This is a genomic window from Mycobacterium sp. IS-1742, from assembly GCF_001500125.1.
Lineage (GTDB): Bacteria > Actinomycetota > Actinomycetes > Mycobacteriales > Mycobacteriaceae > Mycobacterium.
In genome coordinates, this window is sequence record NZ_LQIV01000014.1 from 72,043 (window position 1) to 91,197 (window position 19,155).

16 protein-coding genes are annotated in these 19,155 nt (G+C 70.1%); 6 read left to right on the forward strand and 10 right to left on the reverse strand.

All coding sequences use genetic code 11. The features are described from left to right. Positions 1-101 precede the first annotated feature (101 nt). Both AU196_RS11125 and hrpA read left to right on the forward strand, forming a co-directional pair. Positions 102-992: a mycobacterial-type methylenetetrahydrofolate reductase gene (locus AU196_RS11125; RefSeq protein WP_059095159.1), complete on the forward strand. Its 891-nt coding sequence runs from the start codon at positions 102-104 to the stop codon at positions 990-992. A gap of 82 nt (positions 993-1,074) precedes the next feature. After that, positions 1,075-4,965: an ATP-dependent RNA helicase HrpA gene (gene hrpA / locus AU196_RS11130; RefSeq protein WP_059095125.1), complete on the forward strand. Its 3,891-nt coding sequence runs from the start codon at positions 1,075-1,077 to the stop codon at positions 4,963-4,965. Here the strand turns inward: hrpA and AU196_RS11135 are convergent. The 6 genes from AU196_RS11135 to AU196_RS11160 all read right to left on the reverse strand — a co-directional run bounded on the left by AU196_RS11135 (position 4,962) and on the right by AU196_RS11160 (position 11,406). Beyond that, positions 4,962-5,903: an NAD(P)/FAD-dependent oxidoreductase gene (locus AU196_RS11135; RefSeq protein ID WP_059095126.1), complete on the reverse strand. Its 942-nt coding sequence runs from the start codon at positions 5,901-5,903 to the stop codon at positions 4,962-4,964. The two genes, hrpA and AU196_RS11135, sit on opposite strands and share 4 nt — an antisense overlap. A 44-nt stretch (positions 5,904-5,947) precedes the next feature. Further along, positions 5,948-6,577: a uracil phosphoribosyltransferase gene (gene upp / locus AU196_RS11140; RefSeq protein WP_059095127.1), complete on the reverse strand. Its 630-nt coding sequence runs from the start codon at positions 6,575-6,577 to the stop codon at positions 5,948-5,950. A gap of 17 nt (positions 6,578-6,594) precedes the next feature. After that, entirely contained in the window at positions 6,595-7,767 is a 1,173-nt protein-coding gene (locus tag AU196_RS11145) for a URC4/urg3 family protein (protein WP_059095128.1), read from the reverse strand. Next, entirely contained in the window at positions 7,764-9,008 is a 1,245-nt protein-coding gene (locus AU196_RS11150) for a GTP cyclohydrolase II (protein ID WP_059095129.1), read from the reverse strand. Before AU196_RS11150 ends, AU196_RS11145 begins: the two co-directional genes overlap by 4 nt. Positions 9,009-9,077: 69 nt before the next feature. Next, the gene (locus tag AU196_RS11155) at positions 9,078-10,223 is read right to left on the reverse strand and encodes an acyl-CoA dehydrogenase family protein (protein WP_059095130.1); all 1,146 of its coding nucleotides are present in this window, start codon (positions 10,221-10,223) and stop codon (positions 9,078-9,080) included. Then, positions 10,216-11,406, reverse strand: coding sequence for an acyl-CoA dehydrogenase family protein (locus AU196_RS11160; protein WP_059095131.1), 1,191 nt, complete (start codon positions 11,404-11,406; stop codon positions 10,216-10,218). The genes AU196_RS11155 and AU196_RS11160 overlap by 8 nt, the downstream gene beginning before the upstream one ends. 117 nt (positions 11,407-11,523) lie before the next feature. Between AU196_RS11160 and AU196_RS11165 the strand changes: the two genes are divergently transcribed. Both AU196_RS11165 and AU196_RS11170 read left to right on the forward strand, forming a co-directional pair. Beyond that, positions 11,524-12,414, forward strand: coding sequence for a DUF1295 domain-containing protein (locus AU196_RS11165; RefSeq protein ID WP_197415758.1), 891 nt, complete (start codon positions 11,524-11,526; stop codon positions 12,412-12,414). Next, complete coding sequence (locus AU196_RS11170; protein ID WP_059095132.1) at positions 12,411-13,535, forward strand: FAD-dependent oxidoreductase; 1,125 nt, start codon at positions 12,411-12,413, stop codon at positions 13,533-13,535. Before AU196_RS11165 ends, AU196_RS11170 begins: the two co-directional genes overlap by 4 nt. Here AU196_RS11170 and AU196_RS11175 read toward each other — a convergent pair. The 3 genes from AU196_RS11175 to lipE form a co-directional block, all read right to left on the reverse strand. Then, on the reverse strand, positions 13,499-13,885 hold the full coding sequence (locus tag AU196_RS11175; protein ID WP_059095133.1) for an STAS domain-containing protein: 387 nt from the start codon (positions 13,883-13,885) through the stop codon (positions 13,499-13,501). The two genes, AU196_RS11170 and AU196_RS11175, sit on opposite strands and share 37 nt — an antisense overlap. A gap of 137 nt (positions 13,886-14,022) precedes the next feature. Continuing rightward, positions 14,023-14,691 carry a PAS and ANTAR domain-containing protein gene (locus tag AU196_RS11180; protein WP_059095134.1) on the reverse strand — a complete coding sequence of 223 codons (669 nt, stop codon included), beginning with the start codon at positions 14,689-14,691 and terminating at the stop codon, positions 14,023-14,025. After that, on the reverse strand, positions 14,691-15,956 hold the full coding sequence (gene lipE, locus AU196_RS11185; RefSeq protein ID WP_059095135.1) for a lipase LipE: 1,266 nt from the start codon (positions 15,954-15,956) through the stop codon (positions 14,691-14,693). Before lipE ends, AU196_RS11180 begins: the two co-directional genes overlap by 1 nt. Before the next feature lie 134 nt (positions 15,957-16,090). Here lipE and AU196_RS11190 point away from each other — a divergent pair, with 134 nt between their 5' ends. Both AU196_RS11190 and AU196_RS11195 read left to right on the forward strand, forming a co-directional pair. Beyond that, the gene (locus tag AU196_RS11190; RefSeq protein ID WP_059095136.1) at positions 16,091-16,444 is read left to right on the forward strand and encodes a VOC family protein; all 354 of its coding nucleotides are present in this window, start codon (positions 16,091-16,093) and stop codon (positions 16,442-16,444) included. Positions 16,445-16,573: 129 nt separating this feature from the next. After that, on the forward strand, positions 16,574-17,917 hold the full coding sequence (locus AU196_RS11195; protein WP_157546242.1) for an APC family permease: 1,344 nt from the start codon (positions 16,574-16,576) through the stop codon (positions 17,915-17,917). 55 nt (positions 17,918-17,972) lie between these two features. On the opposite strand, the gene AU196_RS11200 is transcribed toward AU196_RS11195, so the two are convergent. Continuing rightward, the gene (locus tag AU196_RS11200; RefSeq protein ID WP_157546245.1) at positions 17,973-18,935 is read right to left on the reverse strand and encodes a ferritin-like domain-containing protein; all 963 of its coding nucleotides are present in this window, start codon (positions 18,933-18,935) and stop codon (positions 17,973-17,975) included. Positions 18,936-19,155 lie beyond the last annotated feature (220 nt).

Below are 19,155 nucleotides of genomic sequence, written 5' to 3' on the forward strand. Positions count from 1 at the left end.
CGACCAGGCTGGAAACAGGCTTCGGCGGTATCGTGGCGCAATCCGGGGGGAAGTGCGGCCGACACGCCGCCTCTTTCGTCATGCCGTCAAAGGAGCAACCGTTGCCCCTGAACACCGTCGCGCTCGAACTCGTGCCGCCCAATGTCGACCGCGGCCGCGAGCACGCGCTCGAGGATGCCCAGAAGGTGCTGCGCTGCTCCGCCGAGGCCGGGATCGAGGGCCGGATCCGCCACGTCATGATCCCCGGGATGATCGAGGAGGACAGCGGTCGTCCCATCGAGATGAAGCCCAAGATGGACGTGCTGGACTTCTGGCGGATAATCGAGCCCGAGTTGCCGGGTGTCCGCGGGCTGTGCACCCAGGTGACCGCGTTCCTCGACGAGCCCGCGTTGCGGCAGCGGCTGACCGAGCTGAGCTCCGCAGGCTTCGACGGCATCGCCTTCGTCGGGGTACCGCGCACGATGAACGACGGCGAGGGCAGCGGCGTCGCCCCCACCGATGCGCTGTCGCTCTATGACGGGCTCGTCCACAACCGGGGCGCGATCCTGATCCCCACGCGCGACGGTGAGCAGGGCCGGTTCACGTTCAAGTGCAAGCAGGGCGCGACGTACGGGATGACGCAGCTGCTCTACTCGGACGCGATCGTCGAATTCCTGAAGGAGTTCGCGACGGCCAACGAGTACCGGCCGGAGATCCTGCTGTCGTTCGGCTTCGTGCCGAAGATGGAGAGCCGTGTCGGGCTCATCCACTGGTTGATCCAGGACCCGGGCAATCCCGCGGTCGCCGCCGAGCAGGAGTTCGTCAAGGCGCTGGCGGCCAGTGAGCCGGTCGACAAGCGGCGCATGCTGCTCGATCTGTACAAGCGGGTGATCGACGGGGTGGGTGAGCTGGGCTTCCCGCTGAGCATCCACTTCGAGGCGACCTACGGGGTGTCGACGCCGGCGTTCGAGACGTTCGCCGAGATGCTCGACTTCTGGTCGCCTACGCGTTGATCCTGCGCTTAGGGCGCAAAAGTGCGAGTGGGCGTGACCGCCACCGCAGACTCGACGCCCACCCACCTATATCCTGGCGCGAGTGTCCGAACCGTCCGTGCGGGAACTCCGCAAGCGTCTGGACGGCCTGACCCACCGCGACGCCGCTCGCCTCGGCCGCCGACTCCGGCAGGCCAAGCCGGACAGGCTCGGGCAGCTCGCCGAGCAGATCGTGGCCGCCGAGGGGCTGATCGCCACCCGCACCGCGGCCCTCCCGGCGATCACCTACCCCGACCTCCCCGTCAGTGACCGGCGCGGCGAGATCGCGAAGGCCATCGCCGAGAACCAGGTCGTCGTCGTGGCCGGGGAGACCGGATCCGGCAAGACCACCCAGCTGCCCAAGATCTGCCTGGAGCTCGGCCGCGGCATCCGCGGCACCATCGGCCACACCCAGCCGCGCCGCCTGGCTGCCCGCACCGTCGCCCAGCGGATCGCCGACGAACTCGGCACGCCACTCGGTGACGCGGTCGGCTACACGGTCCGCTTCACCGATCAGGCCTCCGACCGCACCCTGGTCAAGCTCATGACCGACGGCATCCTGCTCGCCGAGATCCAGCGCGACCGCCGGCTGCTGCGCTACGACACCCTCATCCTCGACGAGGCCCACGAGCGCAGCCTCAACATCGACTTCCTGCTCGGCTATCTGCGCGAACTGCTGCCGCGCCGGCCCGATCTCAAGGTGATCGTGACCTCGGCGACCATCGAGCCGGAGCGCTTCGCTCAGCATTTCGGCACCGTCCACGCGCCGGCCCCGATCGTCGAGGTGTCCGGGCGCACCTATCCGGTCGAGATCCGGTACCGGCCGCTCGAGGTGCCCGTCGTCGACCCGGACACCGACGACCCCGACGATCCCGACCACGAGATCGTCCGGACCGAACTGCGCGATCCGACCGACGCGATCGTCGACGCGGTCCGCGAGCTCGAGGCCGAACCGCCCGGCGACGTGCTGGTGTTCCTGTCCGGCGAACGCGAGATCCGCGACACCGCCGAAGTCCTGCGCGGCGAACTCCACAACACCGAGGTGCTGCCGCTCTACGCGCGGCTGCCCACCGCCGAACAGCAGAAGGTCTTCGCACCGCACACCGGCAGGCGGGTCGTGCTGGCCACCAACGTCGCGGAGACGTCGCTGACGGTGCCGGGCATCCGCTACGTCGTCGACCCCGGCACCGCGCGCATCTCGCGCTACAGCCGGCGCACCAAGGTGCAGCGGCTGCCGATCGAACCGATCTCGCAGGCATCGGCCGCCCAGCGCGCCGGCCGGTCCGGGCGCACGGCACCCGGTGTGTGCATCCGGCTGTACTCCGAGGAGGACTTCGAGGCCCGGCCCCGCTACACCGATCCGGAGATCCTGCGCACCAACCTCGCCGCGGTGATCCTGCAGATGGCCGCGCTCGGACTCGGCGACGTCGAGGAGTTCCCGTTCCTGGATCCGCCGGAGCGGCGCAGCATCCGCGACGGCGTTGCCCTGTTGCAGGAACTCGGCGCGTTCGACCGGGAAGGGCAGCTCACCGAGACGGGGCGACGGCTCGCGCGCATCCCACTCGACCCGCGCATCGGCCGGATGATCCTGCAGGCGGACGCGGAGGGCTGCGTGCGTGAGGTGCTGGTGCTGGCCGCCGCGCTGTCGATCCCCGATCCGCGGGAGCGGCCTGTCGACCGCGAGGACGCCGCCCGGCAGAAACACGCCCGCTTCGCCGACGAGCACTCCGACTTCATCTCGTACCTCAACCTGTGGCGCTATCTCGGCGAGCAGCGAAAAGAGCGCTCCGGCAGTTCGTTCCGCCGGATGTGCCGCGAGGAGTTCCTGCACTATCTGCGGATCCGGGAATGGCAGGATCTGGTCGGCCAGTTGCGCACCATCGCCCGCGACCTCGGCATCCGGGAGTCCGACGAACCCGCGGAACCGGCCAGTGTGCACGCCGCGCTGGTGGCCGGGCTGCTGTCGCACGTCGGGTTGCGCGACGGCGATACCCGCGACTATCAGGGCGCCCGCAACTCGCGGTTCGTGCTGGCGCCCGGATCGGTGCTGACGAAGCGTCCGCCGCGCTGGATCGTCGTGGCCGATTTGGTGGAGACCAGTCGGCTGTTCGGCCGCGTCGGTGCCCGCATCGACCCCGGCATCGTCGAGCGGATCGCAGGCGACCTCGTCCAGCGCACCCACAGCGAACCGCACTGGGAGGCCGAGCGCGGCGCGGTGATGGGGTTCGAACGGGTGACGCTCTACGGCCTGCCGCTGGTCGCACGCCGCCGCGTCGACTACGCGCAGATCGACCCCGAACTGGCCCGCGAACTGTTCATCCGCCACGCACTCGTCGAAGGGGACTGGCGCACCAAACACCACTTCTTCCGCGACAATGCGCGGCTTCGGGAGGAACTCGAGGAGGTCGAGGAGCGGGCCCGCCGGCGCGACCTGCTCGTCGGCGACGACGAGGTGTTCGCGTACTACGACTCCCGGATCCCCGAAAGCATAGTCTCGGCACGGCATTTCGACGCGTGGTGGCGCAAGCAGCGGCACAGGACGCCGGATCTGCTGACGATGACGCGCGACGACCTGCTCCGCCAGGAGGGCGCCGACGAACTGCCCGACCAGTGGCACGCCGGGGATCTGGCGCTGCCGCTGAGCTACCGCTTCGAACCGGGCGCGGCCGACGACGGCATCACGGTGCACGTCCCGGTCGAGGTGCTGGCCCGTCTCGGCGGTGACGAGTTCGCCTGGCACGTCCCGGCTTTGCGGGAGGAGCTGGTCACCGCGCTGATCAAGTCGCTGCCGAAGGATCTGCGGCGCAACTTCGTCCCGGTGCCGGACACCGCACGGGACGTGTTGCGCACGATGAACCCGGGCAGCGGCCCGCTGCTCGAGTCCCTCCAACACGAGCTGTGGCGGCGCAGCGGTGTGACGGTGCCGCTCGACGCGTTCGACCTCGAGAAGATCCCGGCGCATCTGCGGGTGACGTTCGCGGTCGAGGAGGACGGCGCCGAGGTGGCGCGCGGCAAGGACCTCGACACATTGCAGGAGCAGTTGGCCGCACCGGTGCGCGACGCCGTCGCCCGCGCGGTCGCCGGCGGGCTGGAACGTACCGGATTGCGTTCGTGGCCCGACGAACTCGATGAGTTGCCGCGCACGGTCGAGAACGTCAGCGGCGGCCATCGGGTGCGGGGGTACCCGGCGTTCGTCGACACGGGCTCCGCGGTGGACGTGCGGGTGTTCGCGACGCCCGCCGAGCAGCGGGCGGCCATGGGACCGGGTATCCGGCGGTTGCTGCGGCTGTCGGCGCCGTCGCCGGTGAAGAACGTGGAACGCGCGCTGGAGATGCGTCAGCGCCTGGTGCTCGGCGCCAATCCCGACGGGTCGCTGGCCGCGTTGATCGACGACTGCGCGGACGCGGCGGTGGACGCGTTGGCCCGCGAGCATGTCTGGGTGCGAGCGGATTTCGAGACGGCGACAAAGCGGGTGGCCAAGGCGTTGGTGCCGACGACGCTGGACATCGTGAGCCGGGTGGAGAAGGTGTTGACCGCCGCGCAGCAGGCGCAGGTGGCGCTGCCCGCCAATCCGCCTGCGGCGCAGGCCGAGGCGATCGCCGACGTCCGCGCCCAGCTGGCCGCGCTGTTGCCGAAGGGTTTCGTCACCCTGACCGGGGTGGCGCACCTGGCCAACCTCACCCGGTACCTGACCGCGATCGGTCGCCGGCTCGAGCGGCTACCGCACGCTGTCGGCGCCGACCGCGAGCGGATGGACCGGGTGCATGGGGTGCAGGCAGCGTACGACGAACTCAGGCAATCGCTTTCGCCGTCACGGGCAGCCGCCGAGGATGTCCGCGACATCGGCCGGATGATCGAGGAGCTGCGGGTCAGCCTGTGGGCACAGCAGCTCGGCACGCCCCGGCCGGTCAGCGAGCAGCGGATCTACCGTGCGATCGACGCGGTGACGGCCTAGTCCCCGTCCGGCGGATACGGCATCCCGAACTGTTCGGCCAGCAGGCTCTGCGCGACGATCATCGCCGCCTGCGCGCCGCCCGCGATCGACCCCGCCACATACGGGTGTTCGGTGCACACGTCGCCCGCGGCGAACACCGTCTGCGCCGACGTGCGGTGCAGCGCGTCGATACCGATCGTGTCCACGGCCAGCGGGCCCGGCGTGCAGGAGGCGCCGAGTTGCTCGGCGAGTTTCGAGCGCTGCCGCAGCGGCGCCTCCACCAGCAGCCCGTCGCGTTCGAGCCGGCTGCCGTCGTTGAAGGCGATGGCCTCGAGCTGTCCGTCGGTTCCGATCAGTTCGGTGATCCGGCGGTCGTCGAGGGTGACGCCCGCGGCCTTCAACTGGTCGTAGTCGACGCCGTCGAGTTGTGGGTGCCCGTCGGTCAGCAGCACGACGTCGTCGCTCCACCCGCGCAGCATCAGCGACGCGTGGATCGCCTCCTCGCCGGCCGCCAGCGAGGCCAGCCGCTTGTCGCGCATCTCCCACCCGTGGCAGAACGGGCACTGGAACACCGACTTCCCCCAGAGCGGTTCCAGGCCGGGAAGATCCGGAGGGCAGTACTGCATACCGGTGGCCAGCACCACCCGGCGGGTGGTGACCTGGTCCCCGTCGTCGAGGGAGAGGACGAAACCGTCGTCCTGCGGGGCGCCGTGCACCACGGTGCCCGCCCGGTACTCGACCGTCGGATAGGCCGCGAGCTCGCGGCGACCCGCCGAATACAGTTCCTCGGGCGGACGCTGGTCGTAACCGAGGAGCCCGCCGATGCCGGTGGAGAACCGGTTGCTCGGTTCGCCCGCGTCGACGAGCAGGGTGCGCCGTCGCGCCCGTCCCAGGACCAATGTGGCGCTCAGCCCGGCGGCGCCACCACCGACGACGACGCATTCCCATTCGTGTGTCATTAGGTCGACCGATTCCCGGACGGGGGGTTGATCAAACCAGGCGGCTACTTCGTGCCGAAGATGCGGTCACCCGCGTCGCCGAGCCCCGGGACGATGTAGCCGTGCTCGTCGAGCCGGCGGTCGACGGCCGCGGTGAAGATCGGGACGTCGGGATGGGCCTCCTGCATCGCGGCGATGCCCTCGGGGCAGGTCAGCAGACAGACGAACTTGATGGACTTCGGGCCGCACTCCTTGATCCGGTCCACCGCGGCCACCGCCGAGTGGCCGGTGGCCAGCATCGGGTCGACGACGACGACGTCGCGCTCGCCCATCTCGGCCGGCATCTTGAAGTAATACTCGATGGCGACCAGCGTCTTGGGATCGCGATAGAGCCCGATGTGGCCGACCCGCGCGCCGGGCACCACGGCCAGCATGCCGTCGAGGATGCCCGTGCCCGCACGCAGGATCGACACGAACACCAGCTTCTTGCCGTCGATCACCTTGCCGACCGTCGTCTCCATCGGGGTCTCCACCTCGAAGTCCTGGGTGGGGATGTCCCGCAGCACCTCGTAGGCCATCAGCGCGGAGATCTCGTGCAGCAGTTGACGGAAGCTGTGCGTCGAGGCGTCCTTGCGCCGCAGCAGCGTCAGCTTGTGCGCCACCAGCGGATGGTCGACGAGGTGGACTTCGCCCATGTCTGTTCCTGTCTGTCTCAGAAGACGGTGCCGTCGCTGTCGGTGGTCAGGGGCGGCGCCCCACCCCGGAGCTCCTGCGCCAGACGGCGTCCGGCGGCCCAGGTTCCGCCCTCGAGGACGCAGGCCAGCGGCATGTCGACGCCGAGTCGCGCGCACACCACAGGTGCGAGCTCGTCGAGAAGCGCGACGGTGAGGGCTCGCCACTCGACGATCAGCTCATCCCCGACCTGCCAGGTGCGCCCGGCACACCCGGATTCACGCAGTGTCAGCACACCGGTATCCAGCAGCAGGCCGCCGTTGCGGTACTCAGGCAGCCCGGTGAGCGCGTCGACACCCGCCACCGGCACCCCCGCCCACGTGAACGGTTCGAGCAACGAGTAGGTCAGCCACTGCGACAGCTTGTGGAACGGCACCCAGCCGCGGGTGAGGCCCTCGCCGCCGGCCGCCGGGTGCCGCCAGCAGTCGCCCAGCGGTTGATCACCGATACTGTTGCCGCTCAACCAGATCGACGACAGCTCGGTGAGCAGCACCGTGAGGATGTCGTGGGCACGCACCGTCCGCCCTGGCGTGGCGAGGGCGTCGAACAGCCCGCCGGGTCGGCCGGCGAAGACGTCCGAATCCGCCAAGGCCGATCCGAGACGGTGCAGCAGCGCCACCCGGCCGTCGAGCCCCACCAGCGGGTTGTCCGCGCGGACCTGGAAGGCCGCACCCAGCCGCTCGGTGGTCAGCGCCTGCAGCCCGGCGGCGTCCACGCGCAGCGGATCGTCCGGATCCGACGAGAACACCCCGTCGGCGAATGCGTGCCAACTCGCGACAGCCAAACCCTCGGAGCGCGAGAACCGTTGACCTGAAGCATCTTCTGAGAACGTCCAGTCCGCGCCCGCGCCGGCGTCGAGCAGCACGCTGACCACCGCGAGGTCGATCATCGCGCGCGGGTTCCCCGCGAGACCCTCGGCGCGGTGGACACCACCCGCTTCGAAGTGCCGCCACCGGCTGTGGAACGGGATCGTGAGGTCCGGATACCGCGCGCGGGTCAGCTCGGCCACGATCCGCGCTGCGGAGTCGAGGGCGTCGTCAACCACGGTGAACCACGCCGAGTCGCCGGCCCTGGCGCGGTGCAGCAGGTGGCCTGCGCGGTCGCGGACGGCGTCGGTGGTGCGCAGCGCGGCGGCGGCATCCTCCGGCGTCATGGGGTCAACCCGCGACCCTTGACCTTCTTGAGTTGTTCGGCGTCGGGCACCGGGCCCGGGGTGAAGTAGCCGGCCGCCATCTTCGCGTCGATCTCCACCCGCGCATCGGGCGGGACGAGCTCGTCGGGGATGTTGATCCGTTCGCCCACCTCGATTCCCGAACCGGTGATGGCGTCGTACTTCATGTTGCTCATCGACACCAGGCGGTGGATCTTGCGGATCCCGAACCAGTGCAGTACGTCGGGCATGAGTTCCTGGAACCGCATGTCCTGCACGCCGGCCACGCATTCGGTGCGGGCGAAGTACTGATCGGCGGTGTCGCCGCCGACCTGGCGCTTACGGGCGTTGTAGACCAGGAACTTCGTCACCTCACCGAGCGCGCGGCCTTCCTTGCGGGAATACGCCACCAGGCCCACCCCGCCGTTCTGGGCGCCGCGGATGCACTCCTCGATCGCATGGGTCAGATACGGCCGGCACGTGCAGATGTCCGAGCCGAAGACGTCCGAACCGTTGCACTCGTCGTGCACGCGGGCGGTCAGCTCGACCGTCGGATCGGCGAGATCAGTTGCGCTGCCGAAGATGTAGACGGTCTGCCCGCCGATGGGCGGGAGGAACACCTCGAGGTCCGACCGCGTCACGAGCTCCGGGTACATACCGCCGGTCTCCTCGAACAGCACCCGGCGCAGATCGGTCTCGCTGCACCCGAACCGCTGCGCCACCCCCGGCAGCCACCACACGGGTTCGACGGCCGCCTTGGTGACCAGCGCCGCGCCACTGGCGAGCAGGATGCGCCCGTCCGGGACCAGCCGGCCCTTCGCGATCGCGTCGGTGATCTCGGGCAGGATCACATGCGCCTTGGTGATCGCGATGGTCGGCCGAATGTCAAGGCCCGCAGCGAGTTCCGCGGTGAAGACGTCGGCCACACTGGCGCCCCACGGGTCCATGCTGACGATCGTGGCGGGTTCGCTCCACTGCGGGTACGGACCGACGGCGTCGGTGGGTGAGGTGTCGGTGAGATCGGCTCGGTGCTCACGTTTGAGCGCGCCCGCGGCGACGGCCAGTGCCCGGTAGACGCTGTACGACCCGCTGTGCGTGCCGATCACGTTGCGGTGCGAGCGGTTGACGGTCGTCCCGATCACCGGTCCCCGTTCGGCCGCGGTCGGCGCACCCCAGCGGATCGTCGGGGTGCCCACGGCGCCGCTGTGCGACGTCAACCGGATGTGGCCGCTTCCAGCCGACATGGTCACACCTCCGTCTGCGGGGGAAGGCGCCAGCTTAGCGACTTCGGGACGTCTGCGCCCGGTGTCCGCTCAGCCCGCCGCGACCCGGGGCACCCGCTCGGGGGTCGCGGTGTCGAGCACCAGGTCGGCGACGCGGGCGCGGTGCTCCTCGGCTGTGCCGAGCAGCGTCGCGTCGGTGGCGGCCCGCTTGAAGTACAGGTGCGCCTGGTGCTCCCAGGTGAACCCGATACCGCCCAGCACCTGGATGGTGTCGGCGGCGATCCGGCTGAGCGCGGCCGAACAGACGGCCTGGGCGATCGCCGTCGCCAGCGCGGCGTCGTCGGACCCGTCGGTCAGTGCCCACACCGCGTGGTAGGCCGTCGAGCGCGCGTGTTCGGCGTCGACCAGCATGTCGGCCAACCGGTGTTTGACCGCCTGGAACGAGCCGATCGGACGGCCGAACTGCAGCCGCGACTTCGCGTACTCGACGGCGATGTCGAGCAGGTGCTGAGCGGCGCCGACCTGTTCGACGGCCAGCAGCGCCGAACCCACGTGCAGCGCATGCTGGATGACCCGGGCCGCTTCGTCCGGCCCGGCGATCAGCGTGGCGGGCGCGGCCTGCAGGGTGAGACCCGCCTGGCTGCGGGTGAGGTCGAGGGTGACCAGCGGTGTGCGTTCCACCCCGTCGGCGTCCGCGTCGACCGCGTAGAGGCCGACCCCGTCGGAACCCTTCGCGGCGACCAGCACGACGTCGGCGACCGCACCGTCGACGACCTGTGTGAGCGTGCCCGTCACCGCATCACCCTCGACCGTCAGTCCGACGGCGTCCGGGACGAACGCGCCCGCCCGGTCACCGACGGCGAACGCCGCGGTGCGGGTGCCCTCGACGAGGGCGCCGAGCAGGTCGTCGCGCGCCGGTCCCGCCGGGGCGGCGACCAGTGCCGGCACCGCGAGGTAGACGGTCCCGAACAGCGGTCCGCACACCAGGGATGCGCCGAACTCCTCGACCGCGACGGCCTGGTCCACCAGGTCGCCGCCGACACCGCCGTCGGCTTCGGGCACCGACAGGCCCAGCACGCCGAGCTCGGAGCCGAGCCGCGCCCACAGCGCAGGGTCGAACGCCGGATCGGACTCCATGATCCGGCGCACCGCGGACTCGTCGAAGTGGTCGGCGCAGAACCGCCGCACCGCGTCGCGCAGCTGCCGCTGCTCGTCGGTGAACGTGAACTCAGCCACGCGGGATCTCCTTCCACGGCATGCCGGCGTCCGCGCGCAGATCACCCGGCAGGCCGAGCACCCGCTCACCGAGGATGTTGCGCATCACGTCCGACGTGCCGCCTTCGATGGTGTTGGCGCGGCTGCGCAGGAACCGCTGCTGGATCGGCCCGCGCCAGTCGCTGGTGTCCCCGCTGTCCATGGCGTAGCTGTGGTACAGCGTCCCCTCCGGACCGAGAAAATCCATGCACCACTGGTAGATCCGCTGATTGAGCTCGGCGCCGACCAGCTTGCCGATCGACCCCTCCGGGCCGGGCCCACCGACGGTCGCCGACGCACGGGACCGCTCCGAGGTCAGCCGTTGCGCCTCGGCGCGCAACCACAGTTCGGACAACCGGTCCCGCAGCACCGGTGTGTGGCGTTCGGGGCGCGACGCCCACAGCGCCACTGCGTCGGCGATCGTGCCGGCACCGCGCCGGCTTCCGCTCGCGCCGAGCGCGCTGCGCTCGTTCATCAAGGTCGTCATCGCGACCCGCCAGCCGTCGCCGACACCCCCGAGGCGGTGCGCGTCGGGGATGCGGGCGTCGCTGAAGTAGACCTCGTTGAACTCGGCGTGGCCGGTCATCTGGCGCAACGGCCGGGTCTCGACACCCGGTGCGTGCATGTCGATGACGAAATACGTGAGGCCCTTGTGCTTGGGCACATCCGGGTTGGTGCGCGCCAGCAGCAGTCCCCACCGGGCGCGGTGCGCCAGGCTGGTCCACACCTTCTGCCCGTTGACCACCCAGTCGTCACCGTCGGGCACGGCCGAGGTCGCCAGGCCCGCCAGGTCGGAGCCGGCGCCGGGTTCGGAGAACAACTGGCACCAGATGTGCTCCGTCGTCGCCAGCGGTCGCAGCCAGGACCGTTTGACCTCGTCGTCCTGGGCGTGCTCGCGGATGGTCGGCGCGGCCATGCCGTAGCCCATGGGGTTGAGCCCCAACGGGACCGGACCGCCCGCGCCCTGCAGGATGCCGTCGGCGACCGCCTGCAGACCGCGCGAGACCCCCAGCCCGCCCAACCCCTGCGGGAAGTGCACCCAGGACAGGCCGGCGTCGTAGCAGGCGCCGAGGAAGTCGGGGATCGGCACGATCTTGGGATCGTGTTCGGCCACGACACGTTTGGCGAGGTCGGCGACGCGATCGGCATCAGCGGCGGTGCTCATACCAGACACGATAGGCACCGTCACGGCCGGTGAAGACGGCACCCGGCGAGAAGACTGCAACGTGTTACAGTCCGACCTGCTGTGTCCCACGTCACTCAGCGTCGAGGGAGCTGCCCTGTGACCGCACACCGGAGCAAAGCCGCATCGTTGGCGGTCGTCGCCGTGGCCTATGCGCTCGCGCTCGCGGCCGCCGCCGCATGGCTGGTGTGGGGGCCGGACACCGGACGGTTGTGGCTCGACACCCTGTTCGCCGACGTGGTGGGCACCGTGGTGGTGTTCGCGTTCAGCCGGGCCTACCGCAACTCGAGCTTCTATGACGCCTACTGGAGCGTCGTACCGCCCCTGTTGCTGGCCTACTGGTGGAGTGACAGTCCCGACGCCGATGCGCTGCGGGTCACACTCGTCGCCGTGGCGGTCGGGTACTGGGCGGTGCGGCTGACCGGTAACTGGCTGTACGCGTTTCCCGGTCTGCACCACGAGGATTGGCGCTATCCGATGTTCCGGGAACGGGCCGGCCGGTGGGAGTTCGTCGTCGACCTGGTCGCCATCCACCTGATCCCCACCCTGCAGGTGTTCCTGGCCATGCTGCCGGTCTACGTGGCGGTGACGACACCGGGGGAGGGCTGGAGGTGGCTGGCGGCAGTCGCTTTCGTGATCGCCGTCGCAGCGGTGACGCTGGAACTGGTCGCCGACGTGCAGATGCACCGCTTCGTCGCCGGCCGCGGACCGGGTGAGGTGATGGACCGCGGTCTGTGGGCCTGGTCGCGGCACCCGAACTACTTCGGCGAGTGCGGATTCTGGATCGGGCTGGCACTGTTCGGGGTCGCCGCCTCGCCTGGCGACGCCTGGTGGCTGTTCGCCGGCGCGGTGGCGATGCTCGCGATGTTCCTCGGGGCCAGCATCCCGATGATGGAGGCGCGCAGTCTGCAACGCCGGCCGGGCTACCAGGACGTCGTCGACCGGGTGTCGCGGTTCGTGCCTCGACCGCCCCGCAAGGCGCGCGTGTGAGCCGCCCGCGCGTCGTCGTCGCCGGTCTCGGCGACAGCGGTGTGTTGACCGCGATGCGGTTGGCCCGGCACTTCGACGTGGTCGGCGTCTCGGCGAAACCGGGTCTGGTCAGCGGGCAGGAACTCGGCGTGCGGTTGGCCCGCCCCGACGACTGGGCGCGCGACTACTGGATCTCATTCGACCGGTTCCGTGCCCTCGACCGGGTCCGCATCGAACACGCGACGCTGACGGGCGTCGACCTCGCGGCCCGAAAAGTCTTGGGACAGCGCACCGACGGCTCGGCAGTGGTGGAACGTTTCGACGCGCTGGTGGTCGCCACCGGGGTGAGCAACGGCTTCTGGCGCAGGCCCGGCTACCGGTCGGGTGACGAGGTGGCCGCACAACTGCGCGCCGACCACGAGCGGCTGGCCGCCGCGCGGTCGGTGCTGGTCGTGGGCGGGGGCGCGGCGGCGGTGAGCAGCGCCGCCAACCTGGCGCTCACCTGGCCGGACACCCGCGTCGACCTGTGCTTTCCGGGTCCGCGACCCCTGCCGCAGCACCATCCGCGGGTGTGGGCCAGGATTGCGCGGCGGCTCGACGAGCTCGGCGTGAGGGTGCGGGCGGGCCACCGCGCCGTCGTCCCGGCGGGGTTCGGATGCGACCGCATCACCGACGACCCGGTCGAGTGGAGCACCGGCCAGCCCGCCGTGACGGCGGACGCGGTGCTGTGGGCGATCGGGCGGGTCCGGCCCAACACCGACTGGTTGCCCCGCGAGGTGCTCGATGACGACGGCTTCGTGCGCGTCACCGCACAGTTGAAAGTCGTTGCACACGAACGTGTTTACGCGATCGGTGACGTGGCGGCCACCGATCCGTTGCGCAGCAGCGCCCGCAACCGTGCCGACGGACTCCTGGCCGGAAACATCCGCGCGGACTTCGCGGGGCGCCCGCTGCGCGACTACCGCGCCCCGGGCCGCCGGTGGGGTTCGGTGCTCGGCGGCCAACCGGACGGCCTCGAGGTGTTCGCCCCCAACGGCAGGGTGTTCCGCTTCCCGGCGTGGTCGGTCGAGCGGGTGCTGCAACCGTGGATCGTGCGGCGCGGGATCTACCGGGGTGTGCGCCCGTCGCCGTCCCCCGACTGACCGCGCCGCAGCGCGTCCTCGATGGTCGGATAGGTGTCGAGCACGCGGTGCAGACCGGTGATCTCGATCGGCTGCATGACGTACGGCTGATCGGCGACGACGGCCACCGAGATGCCCTCGGCGGCGCCGTCCTCGTGGCACGACAGCACGGCGTTGAGCGCGGCGCTGCCGAAGTAGGTGACCCCCGCGAGATCGATGACGACCAGTCGACTGGGATGGCCCACCGCGCTGCCGCGCGCCTTCGCCAGATGGGTGTTCAAGGCGTCGACGGACAGCGAGTCGACGTCGCCCTTGACCCTGACCACGACCGCGTCCCCGCGCACGTCGTGTTCGACCTCCAACGGTTGCATCCGTCCCAGCCCGCCTCGATTCCCATCTTTCGTCTCTGTGCCGCGGCCCACGGCGCCGACGGATGAGCCGGCCGGGTGCGCCGGCCGGCAGGGGAATTTTAACCGCCGGTCGAGGGGGCGGACATCCGTTCAGCGCATCATCGAGCGGGGATGCGTTCGTGAACTGTCAGCAGCAGGTGGTCGAACTGGCCCTGGGTGGACGACGGGGCGGGCGGGAGCTGCCCGACCTCCGCAATCAGCTGGGCGGCCAGCGCGCGCAGCTTCGTGTTCGTCTCCTGGGAGCGCCACTGCAACACCCGGAACGCCTGATCGGCGCTGATCCGGTAGATCACCATCAGTGCGCCCTTGGCCTGTTCGATGACCGCCCGGGATTCGAACAGCCCCGGCAACTGCTCGTCGAGCGCCTCCTGCCGCGCCTCGTCGAGGCTCGCGGTGAGGTCGACGTAGTAGCCGGCCGATCCGATGACCGAACCCCGGTCGTCGAACATCCGGTCGGCCACCACCAGCACGTCGTGCTCGTTTCCGCCGGTGTCGAGGAACCGGTGCCTGCTGGAGAACGACTCGCCGGTGTGCAGCGTGTGGTCGAGGAGATCCTGGACCAGCCTGCGGTCGTCGGGATGCTTGTGCGACAGCAGCAGGTCGGTGGTCGGCTCGACCGTGCCCGGTTCGTAGCCGTGCATCCGCGCCACCTCGTCGGACCACTCCCAGCGCTGCCCGACGAAGAAGAACTTGAAGCTGCCGATGTGGGACGGCTGACGATCGGTCTCGCCCTCGTCGAAACGTCTCCTCCCCGCGGTACGCGACATCAGCCGAGTATTCCATCCCGCGTCGGCGGCAGTTCGGCGTTGATCCGATCGAGCAGCGCGGGGTAGCGGTTGGCTTCGCGGTGCCTGCCCGGTTTGCCGCTGCTCACCACCCCGGCCGCCAGTCCGCGCGCGGGGTCCGCCCAGACGGCGATGTCGACCAGTCCGGTGTGGCCGAACGCCGCAGGCGCGTCACGGCCGAACGGTCCGAATCGCTTCGACCCCAGCATGTATCCGGTTCCCCAGCGCAGCGGCATCAGCCCGGTGGCCAGGTCCGGGCGCAGCCTCCTGCATTCGCGGGTGGCCGCATACAGCGTCTCGGGCGCAAGCACCCGGACCCCGTCGAGTTCTCCACCGCGGCGCAGCAGTTCGGCGAACCGCGACAACTCCTGCGCCGTCGACACCGTGCTCGACGACGGCACCACCCCGGTGAGGAACAGCGGGGTGTTGGTGAACGGGATGATCTGATGCAGCGTGCCGCCGACGGCGGTGCGGAACGCCGCGGCGATGGGCGGCGGCAGGGGTTTGCCGGTGGCGTGGCTGGGGGCCACGAGGGGGACGTCGGACTCGTCGACCCCGAAGTTGGTCCAGCGGAAGCCGAGTGGTCGGAGGATGTCCTCGGCCAAGATCTCGCGGATGCCGCGGCCCGTCGCCGCCGACACGATCTCGCGCACCAGCGGACCCCACGTCAACGCGTGGTAGATGTGCACCAGACCGGGCCGATACAGCGGGCGCAGGTCGCCGAGCATCTCCCGGGCGTACGCGCTGTCGTTCATGCGCTTGAGGTTGGGTCGCTCACCGGTGGGGAAGGGGACACCCGCGCTGTGGGTCATGACGTGGCGGATCGTCGTGCGGTCCTTGCCGTGGCTGGTGTAGTTCGGCAGGTACTCGCACACCCGGTCGTCGAGTGAGAAGTGGCCGCGCTCGGCCAGCATGTGCACGACGGTCGTCGTGATCGCCTTGGCGGCGCTGTACACACAGAAGGGGGTGTCCGGGGTGACCGCCACCCTGTCCGCGTCCTCGGGGTCGTCGGGTCCGTTGCCCCAGCCGTGTCCGATCGCGCGGTTGAGGACGACACGCCCTTGGCGGCGCACGCACACCTGGATCGCCGGGTGCATCCCGGCGGAATACCAGTGCCGCGCCGCCTGCCAGATCCGCTCCACCGCCGCAGGGTCGACGCCGGAGTGGTCCTCTTCGCCGATGGTGGTGACCGCGTCAAGGTCGGCGGGCACGCGGATGCGGCCTCCCGGCTTCTCGGTGCTGGTCATGAGTCCTTCCCGGCCGCGCCCCGGACATGTCCCGGCCCCGTCGGCAAGGGTAGGCCACCGGTGGAATGGGCAGCGGGGCGATGAGTCGGCGCCCGTCCGGGAGTCGTCATCTGAGAACCACGAAAGGAGACGCGATGACCATCGATCATCTGCTGGCGGTCGTGCCGGTGTCCGACGTCGATGAGAGCCGCCGCTGGTACACGTCGCTGTTCGGGCGGGACGCCGACAACAATCCGATGCCGACACTGGTGGAATGGCAGGTCAGGCCCGGGAGCTGGGTGCAGGTCTTCGCAGACCCCGACCGCGCCGGATCGGGCCTGCTCAACCTCGCCGTCGACGATCTCGAGGCGCACGTGGCCGAGGTCGGCTCGCGTGGCATCGAGGCCGAGCCGATCGTCGACGCGGCCAAGGGTGTGCGGCTGGCGGCGCTCACCGATCCGGACGGCAACATCCTGCGGCTCATCGGCGGGTTCCGGGTCGAGTACTGACCGGTGCGACGGGCACGCCGCTGACCTGGAACGACCAGGCTTGCCATCGCCCCGACCCGGGTACCTGCTATCGCACCGTCGCCGGAAGAGTCGCTTTCGGCGCATCTGCGGGAGGTACGGATGTCACGGATGTCGTCGGAAGCGACCGAACCGGTACGGGGTGAGCCGGCGGCCACCGACAAGCTCAAACGCAAGATCACCGGGCCGCTGCTGTTCCTGTTCATCCTCGGCGACGTGCTGGGAGCGGGCATCTACGCCCTGATGGGGGTGCTGGCGCAGGATGTCGGCGGCGTGCTGTGGGCGCCGCTGCTGGTCGCGCTGCTGCTGGCGCTGCTGACGGCCGGGTCCTACGCCGAGCTGGTCACCAAGTATCCGAGGGCGGGCGGGGCCGCGGTCTTCGCCGAGCGGGCCTTCAAACGGCCGGTGGTGTCTTTCCTGGTCGGTTTCAGCATGCTGGCGGCCGGTGTGACCAGTGCCGCCGGGCTGTCGTTGGCCTTCGCCGGCGACTACCTGTCGACGTTCCTCGACGTGCCGGCCATCCCCGCCGCGATCGTGTTCCTCGCCCTCGTGGCGGCGCTCAACGCGCGCGGGATCAACGAATCGGTCAAGAGCAACGTCGTGATGACCGTCATCGAATTGAGCGGTCTGCTCATCGTGATCGTCGCCGTGGCCCTGATGGTCGGCGGCGGCCGCGGTGAGGTCGGCCGCGTCGCCGAGTTCCCCGAGGGCGCCGCCCCCGCCCTGGCGATCCTGGCCGGCGCGATCGTGGCGTACTACTCGTTCGTCGGGTTCGAGACGTCGGCCAATGTGGCCGAGGAGATCCGCAACCCCAGCAAGGTGTATCCGACGGCGCTGTTCGGCGCGCTCGTCACCGCCGGTGTGGTCTACGCGCTGGTCGGGATCGCCAGTGCGATCGCGCTGCCCGCCGGTGAGCTGTCGGAATCCTCCGGGCCGCTGCTCGATGTCGTCTCGGCGACCGGGGTCGGCGTGCCGGACTGGTTGTTCAGCGCCATCGCCCTGGTCGCGGTGGCCAACGGCGCCCTGTTGACGATGATCATGTCCAGCCGGCTGACCTATGGCATGGCCGAACACGGGCTCCTTCCGTCCGCGCTGAGCCGGGTGCTGCCGCAACGTCGGACGCCGTGGGTGGCGATCGTCGCGACCACCGTGGTGGCCATGCTCCTCACGCTCATCGGCGAATTGTCGACTCTGGCGGAGACCGTGGTGCTGCTGCTGTTGATCGTGTTCATCTCGACGAACGTGGCCGTGCTCGTGCTGCGCCGCGACCACGTCGAGCACGACCACTTCCGCGTCTGGACCGCGGTGCCGGTGCTGGGTGTGGCGTCGTGCGTCCTGCTGATGACCCAGCAGACCGCCAAGGTGTGGCTGTTCGCCGCGATCATGCTGGCCGTCGGCGCCGTCCTCTACGCGCTGGCGCGCGTCGCCACGAGCCGCGAACGCACCGCAGCCTGACAAACGACGAGACCCCGCAGCCGGAGCTGCGGGGTCTCGGTCGTCATGCGGGGTGTCAGCTGATGCCGACGACCTCCTGCGCGATCGCGGCGAGCCGCGTCTGAGCGGCGGACACGACGCGCGAGCGGTTCTTGTGCGCTTCCTCCCACGCGATGATCGTCCGGATGTCGGACGGATCGGTGAGGTCCTTCACCTCGGCGACGGCCTCGGTGACGGTCAGCTCGTCGTAGCCGTTGATCGGCAGCTCGGAGGCGTCCAGCACGCCGGCCCCGTCGCGGACCTTGTGCAGGGCGTCGGCGGCCTGGCCGGCGCCTTCGTCGCGGGTGACCTTCTCCGCCGCGGCCAGCGCCGCATCGCGGGACGCACCCAGCGCCTTGCCTGCGACCTCGCTGACGCGGGCACCACGGTTGACCAGCTCGTTGAACGCCGGTCCGGTGTTCCGCAGCGCCTCGACCGTGCGGTCCACACCGCGGGTGGTCCAGGTCAGCGGCAGGTTGACCGTCCGGACCGCCACGCCGGCGGCCGCCTGCAGCGGGGTACGGCGCAGCGCGGCCGGGCCACCGAGGGCGTCCTCGGCCAGCACCGTGGTCAGCCAGTCGACCGTCGCGGAGTGCGCGGTGATCAGGCGGTCGGCCAGGGCCTGCACGTCCTGCTCCTTGGCGGAGACGGCCAGGGCCTTGAGGTACCGGGACCGGTCGAGGAGCTGATCCTCGAGCGCGAGGTCGCCCAGCAGCGCCTCGTCGAACGGCTCCGCCTGCTCGGTCAGCGCCTTCACGGCGGCCGCCGCACGGCCCAGGAACGGGCCGATCACGTCGGGGTAGCCCCCGAGGTCGCGGATCGCGCCCTCGATCGCCTCGGCGCGCTCACGCCCGTTGGAGGCGTTCTGCTCCAGCTCCCTGCGGACCGCTTCGGTGCGGGCCTGGGCGACCCGGGTCTCAGCGACCTGGATCTCGGTGTTGGTCAGGTCCAGGATCGTTCGCAGTTGCGCGAGCAACTTGGTGGTATCTGCATTCGTCACGTTCTTCGCTCCCATGTGCGTTGACTTGTTCGATGTCGGCGCTCGGGTGCACCACGAGTTGGGTTGCCGCTGGGAGAAACGCGTAACCCTTCTCCGTCCCGATGTGACGTAGGTCATCGTCGCGCTGCGCTCCACGCCGCCCGGCTTATAACAATCCGATATACCTGGAAATCACGATCACTTAAGAGAATATCGCAAATGATGAGGAAATGGCGCATTT

What these genes read in the sequence shown, in the direction of transcription:
- AU196_RS11135 (WP_059095126.1), bottom strand. Translation starts at nt 5,903, where the DNA reads ATGACACACGAATGGGAATGCGTCGTCGTCGGTGGTGGCGCCGCCGGG.
- upp (WP_059095127.1), bottom strand. Translation starts at nt 6,577, where the DNA reads ATGGGCGAAGTCCACCTCGTCGACCATCCGCTGGTGGCGCACAAGCTG.
- AU196_RS11145 (WP_059095128.1), bottom strand. Translation starts at nt 7,767, where the DNA reads ATGACGCCGGAGGATGCCGCCGCCGCGCTGCGCACCACCGACGCCGTC.
- AU196_RS11150 (WP_059095129.1), bottom strand. Translation starts at nt 9,008, where the DNA reads ATGTCGGCTGGAAGCGGCCACATCCGGTTGACGTCGCACAGCGGCGCC.
- AU196_RS11160 (WP_059095131.1), bottom strand. Translation starts at nt 11,406, where the DNA reads ATGAGCACCGCCGCTGATGCCGATCGCGTCGCCGACCTCGCCAAACGT.
- AU196_RS11175 (WP_059095133.1), bottom strand. Translation starts at nt 13,885, where the DNA reads ATGCAACCGTTGGAGGTCGAACACGACGTGCGCGGGGACGCGGTCGTG.
- AU196_RS11180 (WP_059095134.1), bottom strand. Translation starts at nt 14,691, where the DNA reads ATGTCGCGTACCGCGGGGAGGAGACGTTTCGACGAGGGCGAGACCGAT.
- lipE (WP_059095135.1), bottom strand. Translation starts at nt 15,956, where the DNA reads ATGACCAGCACCGAGAAGCCGGGAGGCCGCATCCGCGTGCCCGCCGAC.
- AU196_RS11190 (WP_059095136.1), top strand. Translation starts at nt 16,091, where the DNA reads ATGACCATCGATCATCTGCTGGCGGTCGTGCCGGTGTCCGACGTCGAT.
- AU196_RS11195 (WP_157546242.1), top strand. Translation starts at nt 16,574, where the DNA reads ATGTCGTCGGAAGCGACCGAACCGGTACGGGGTGAGCCGGCGGCCACC.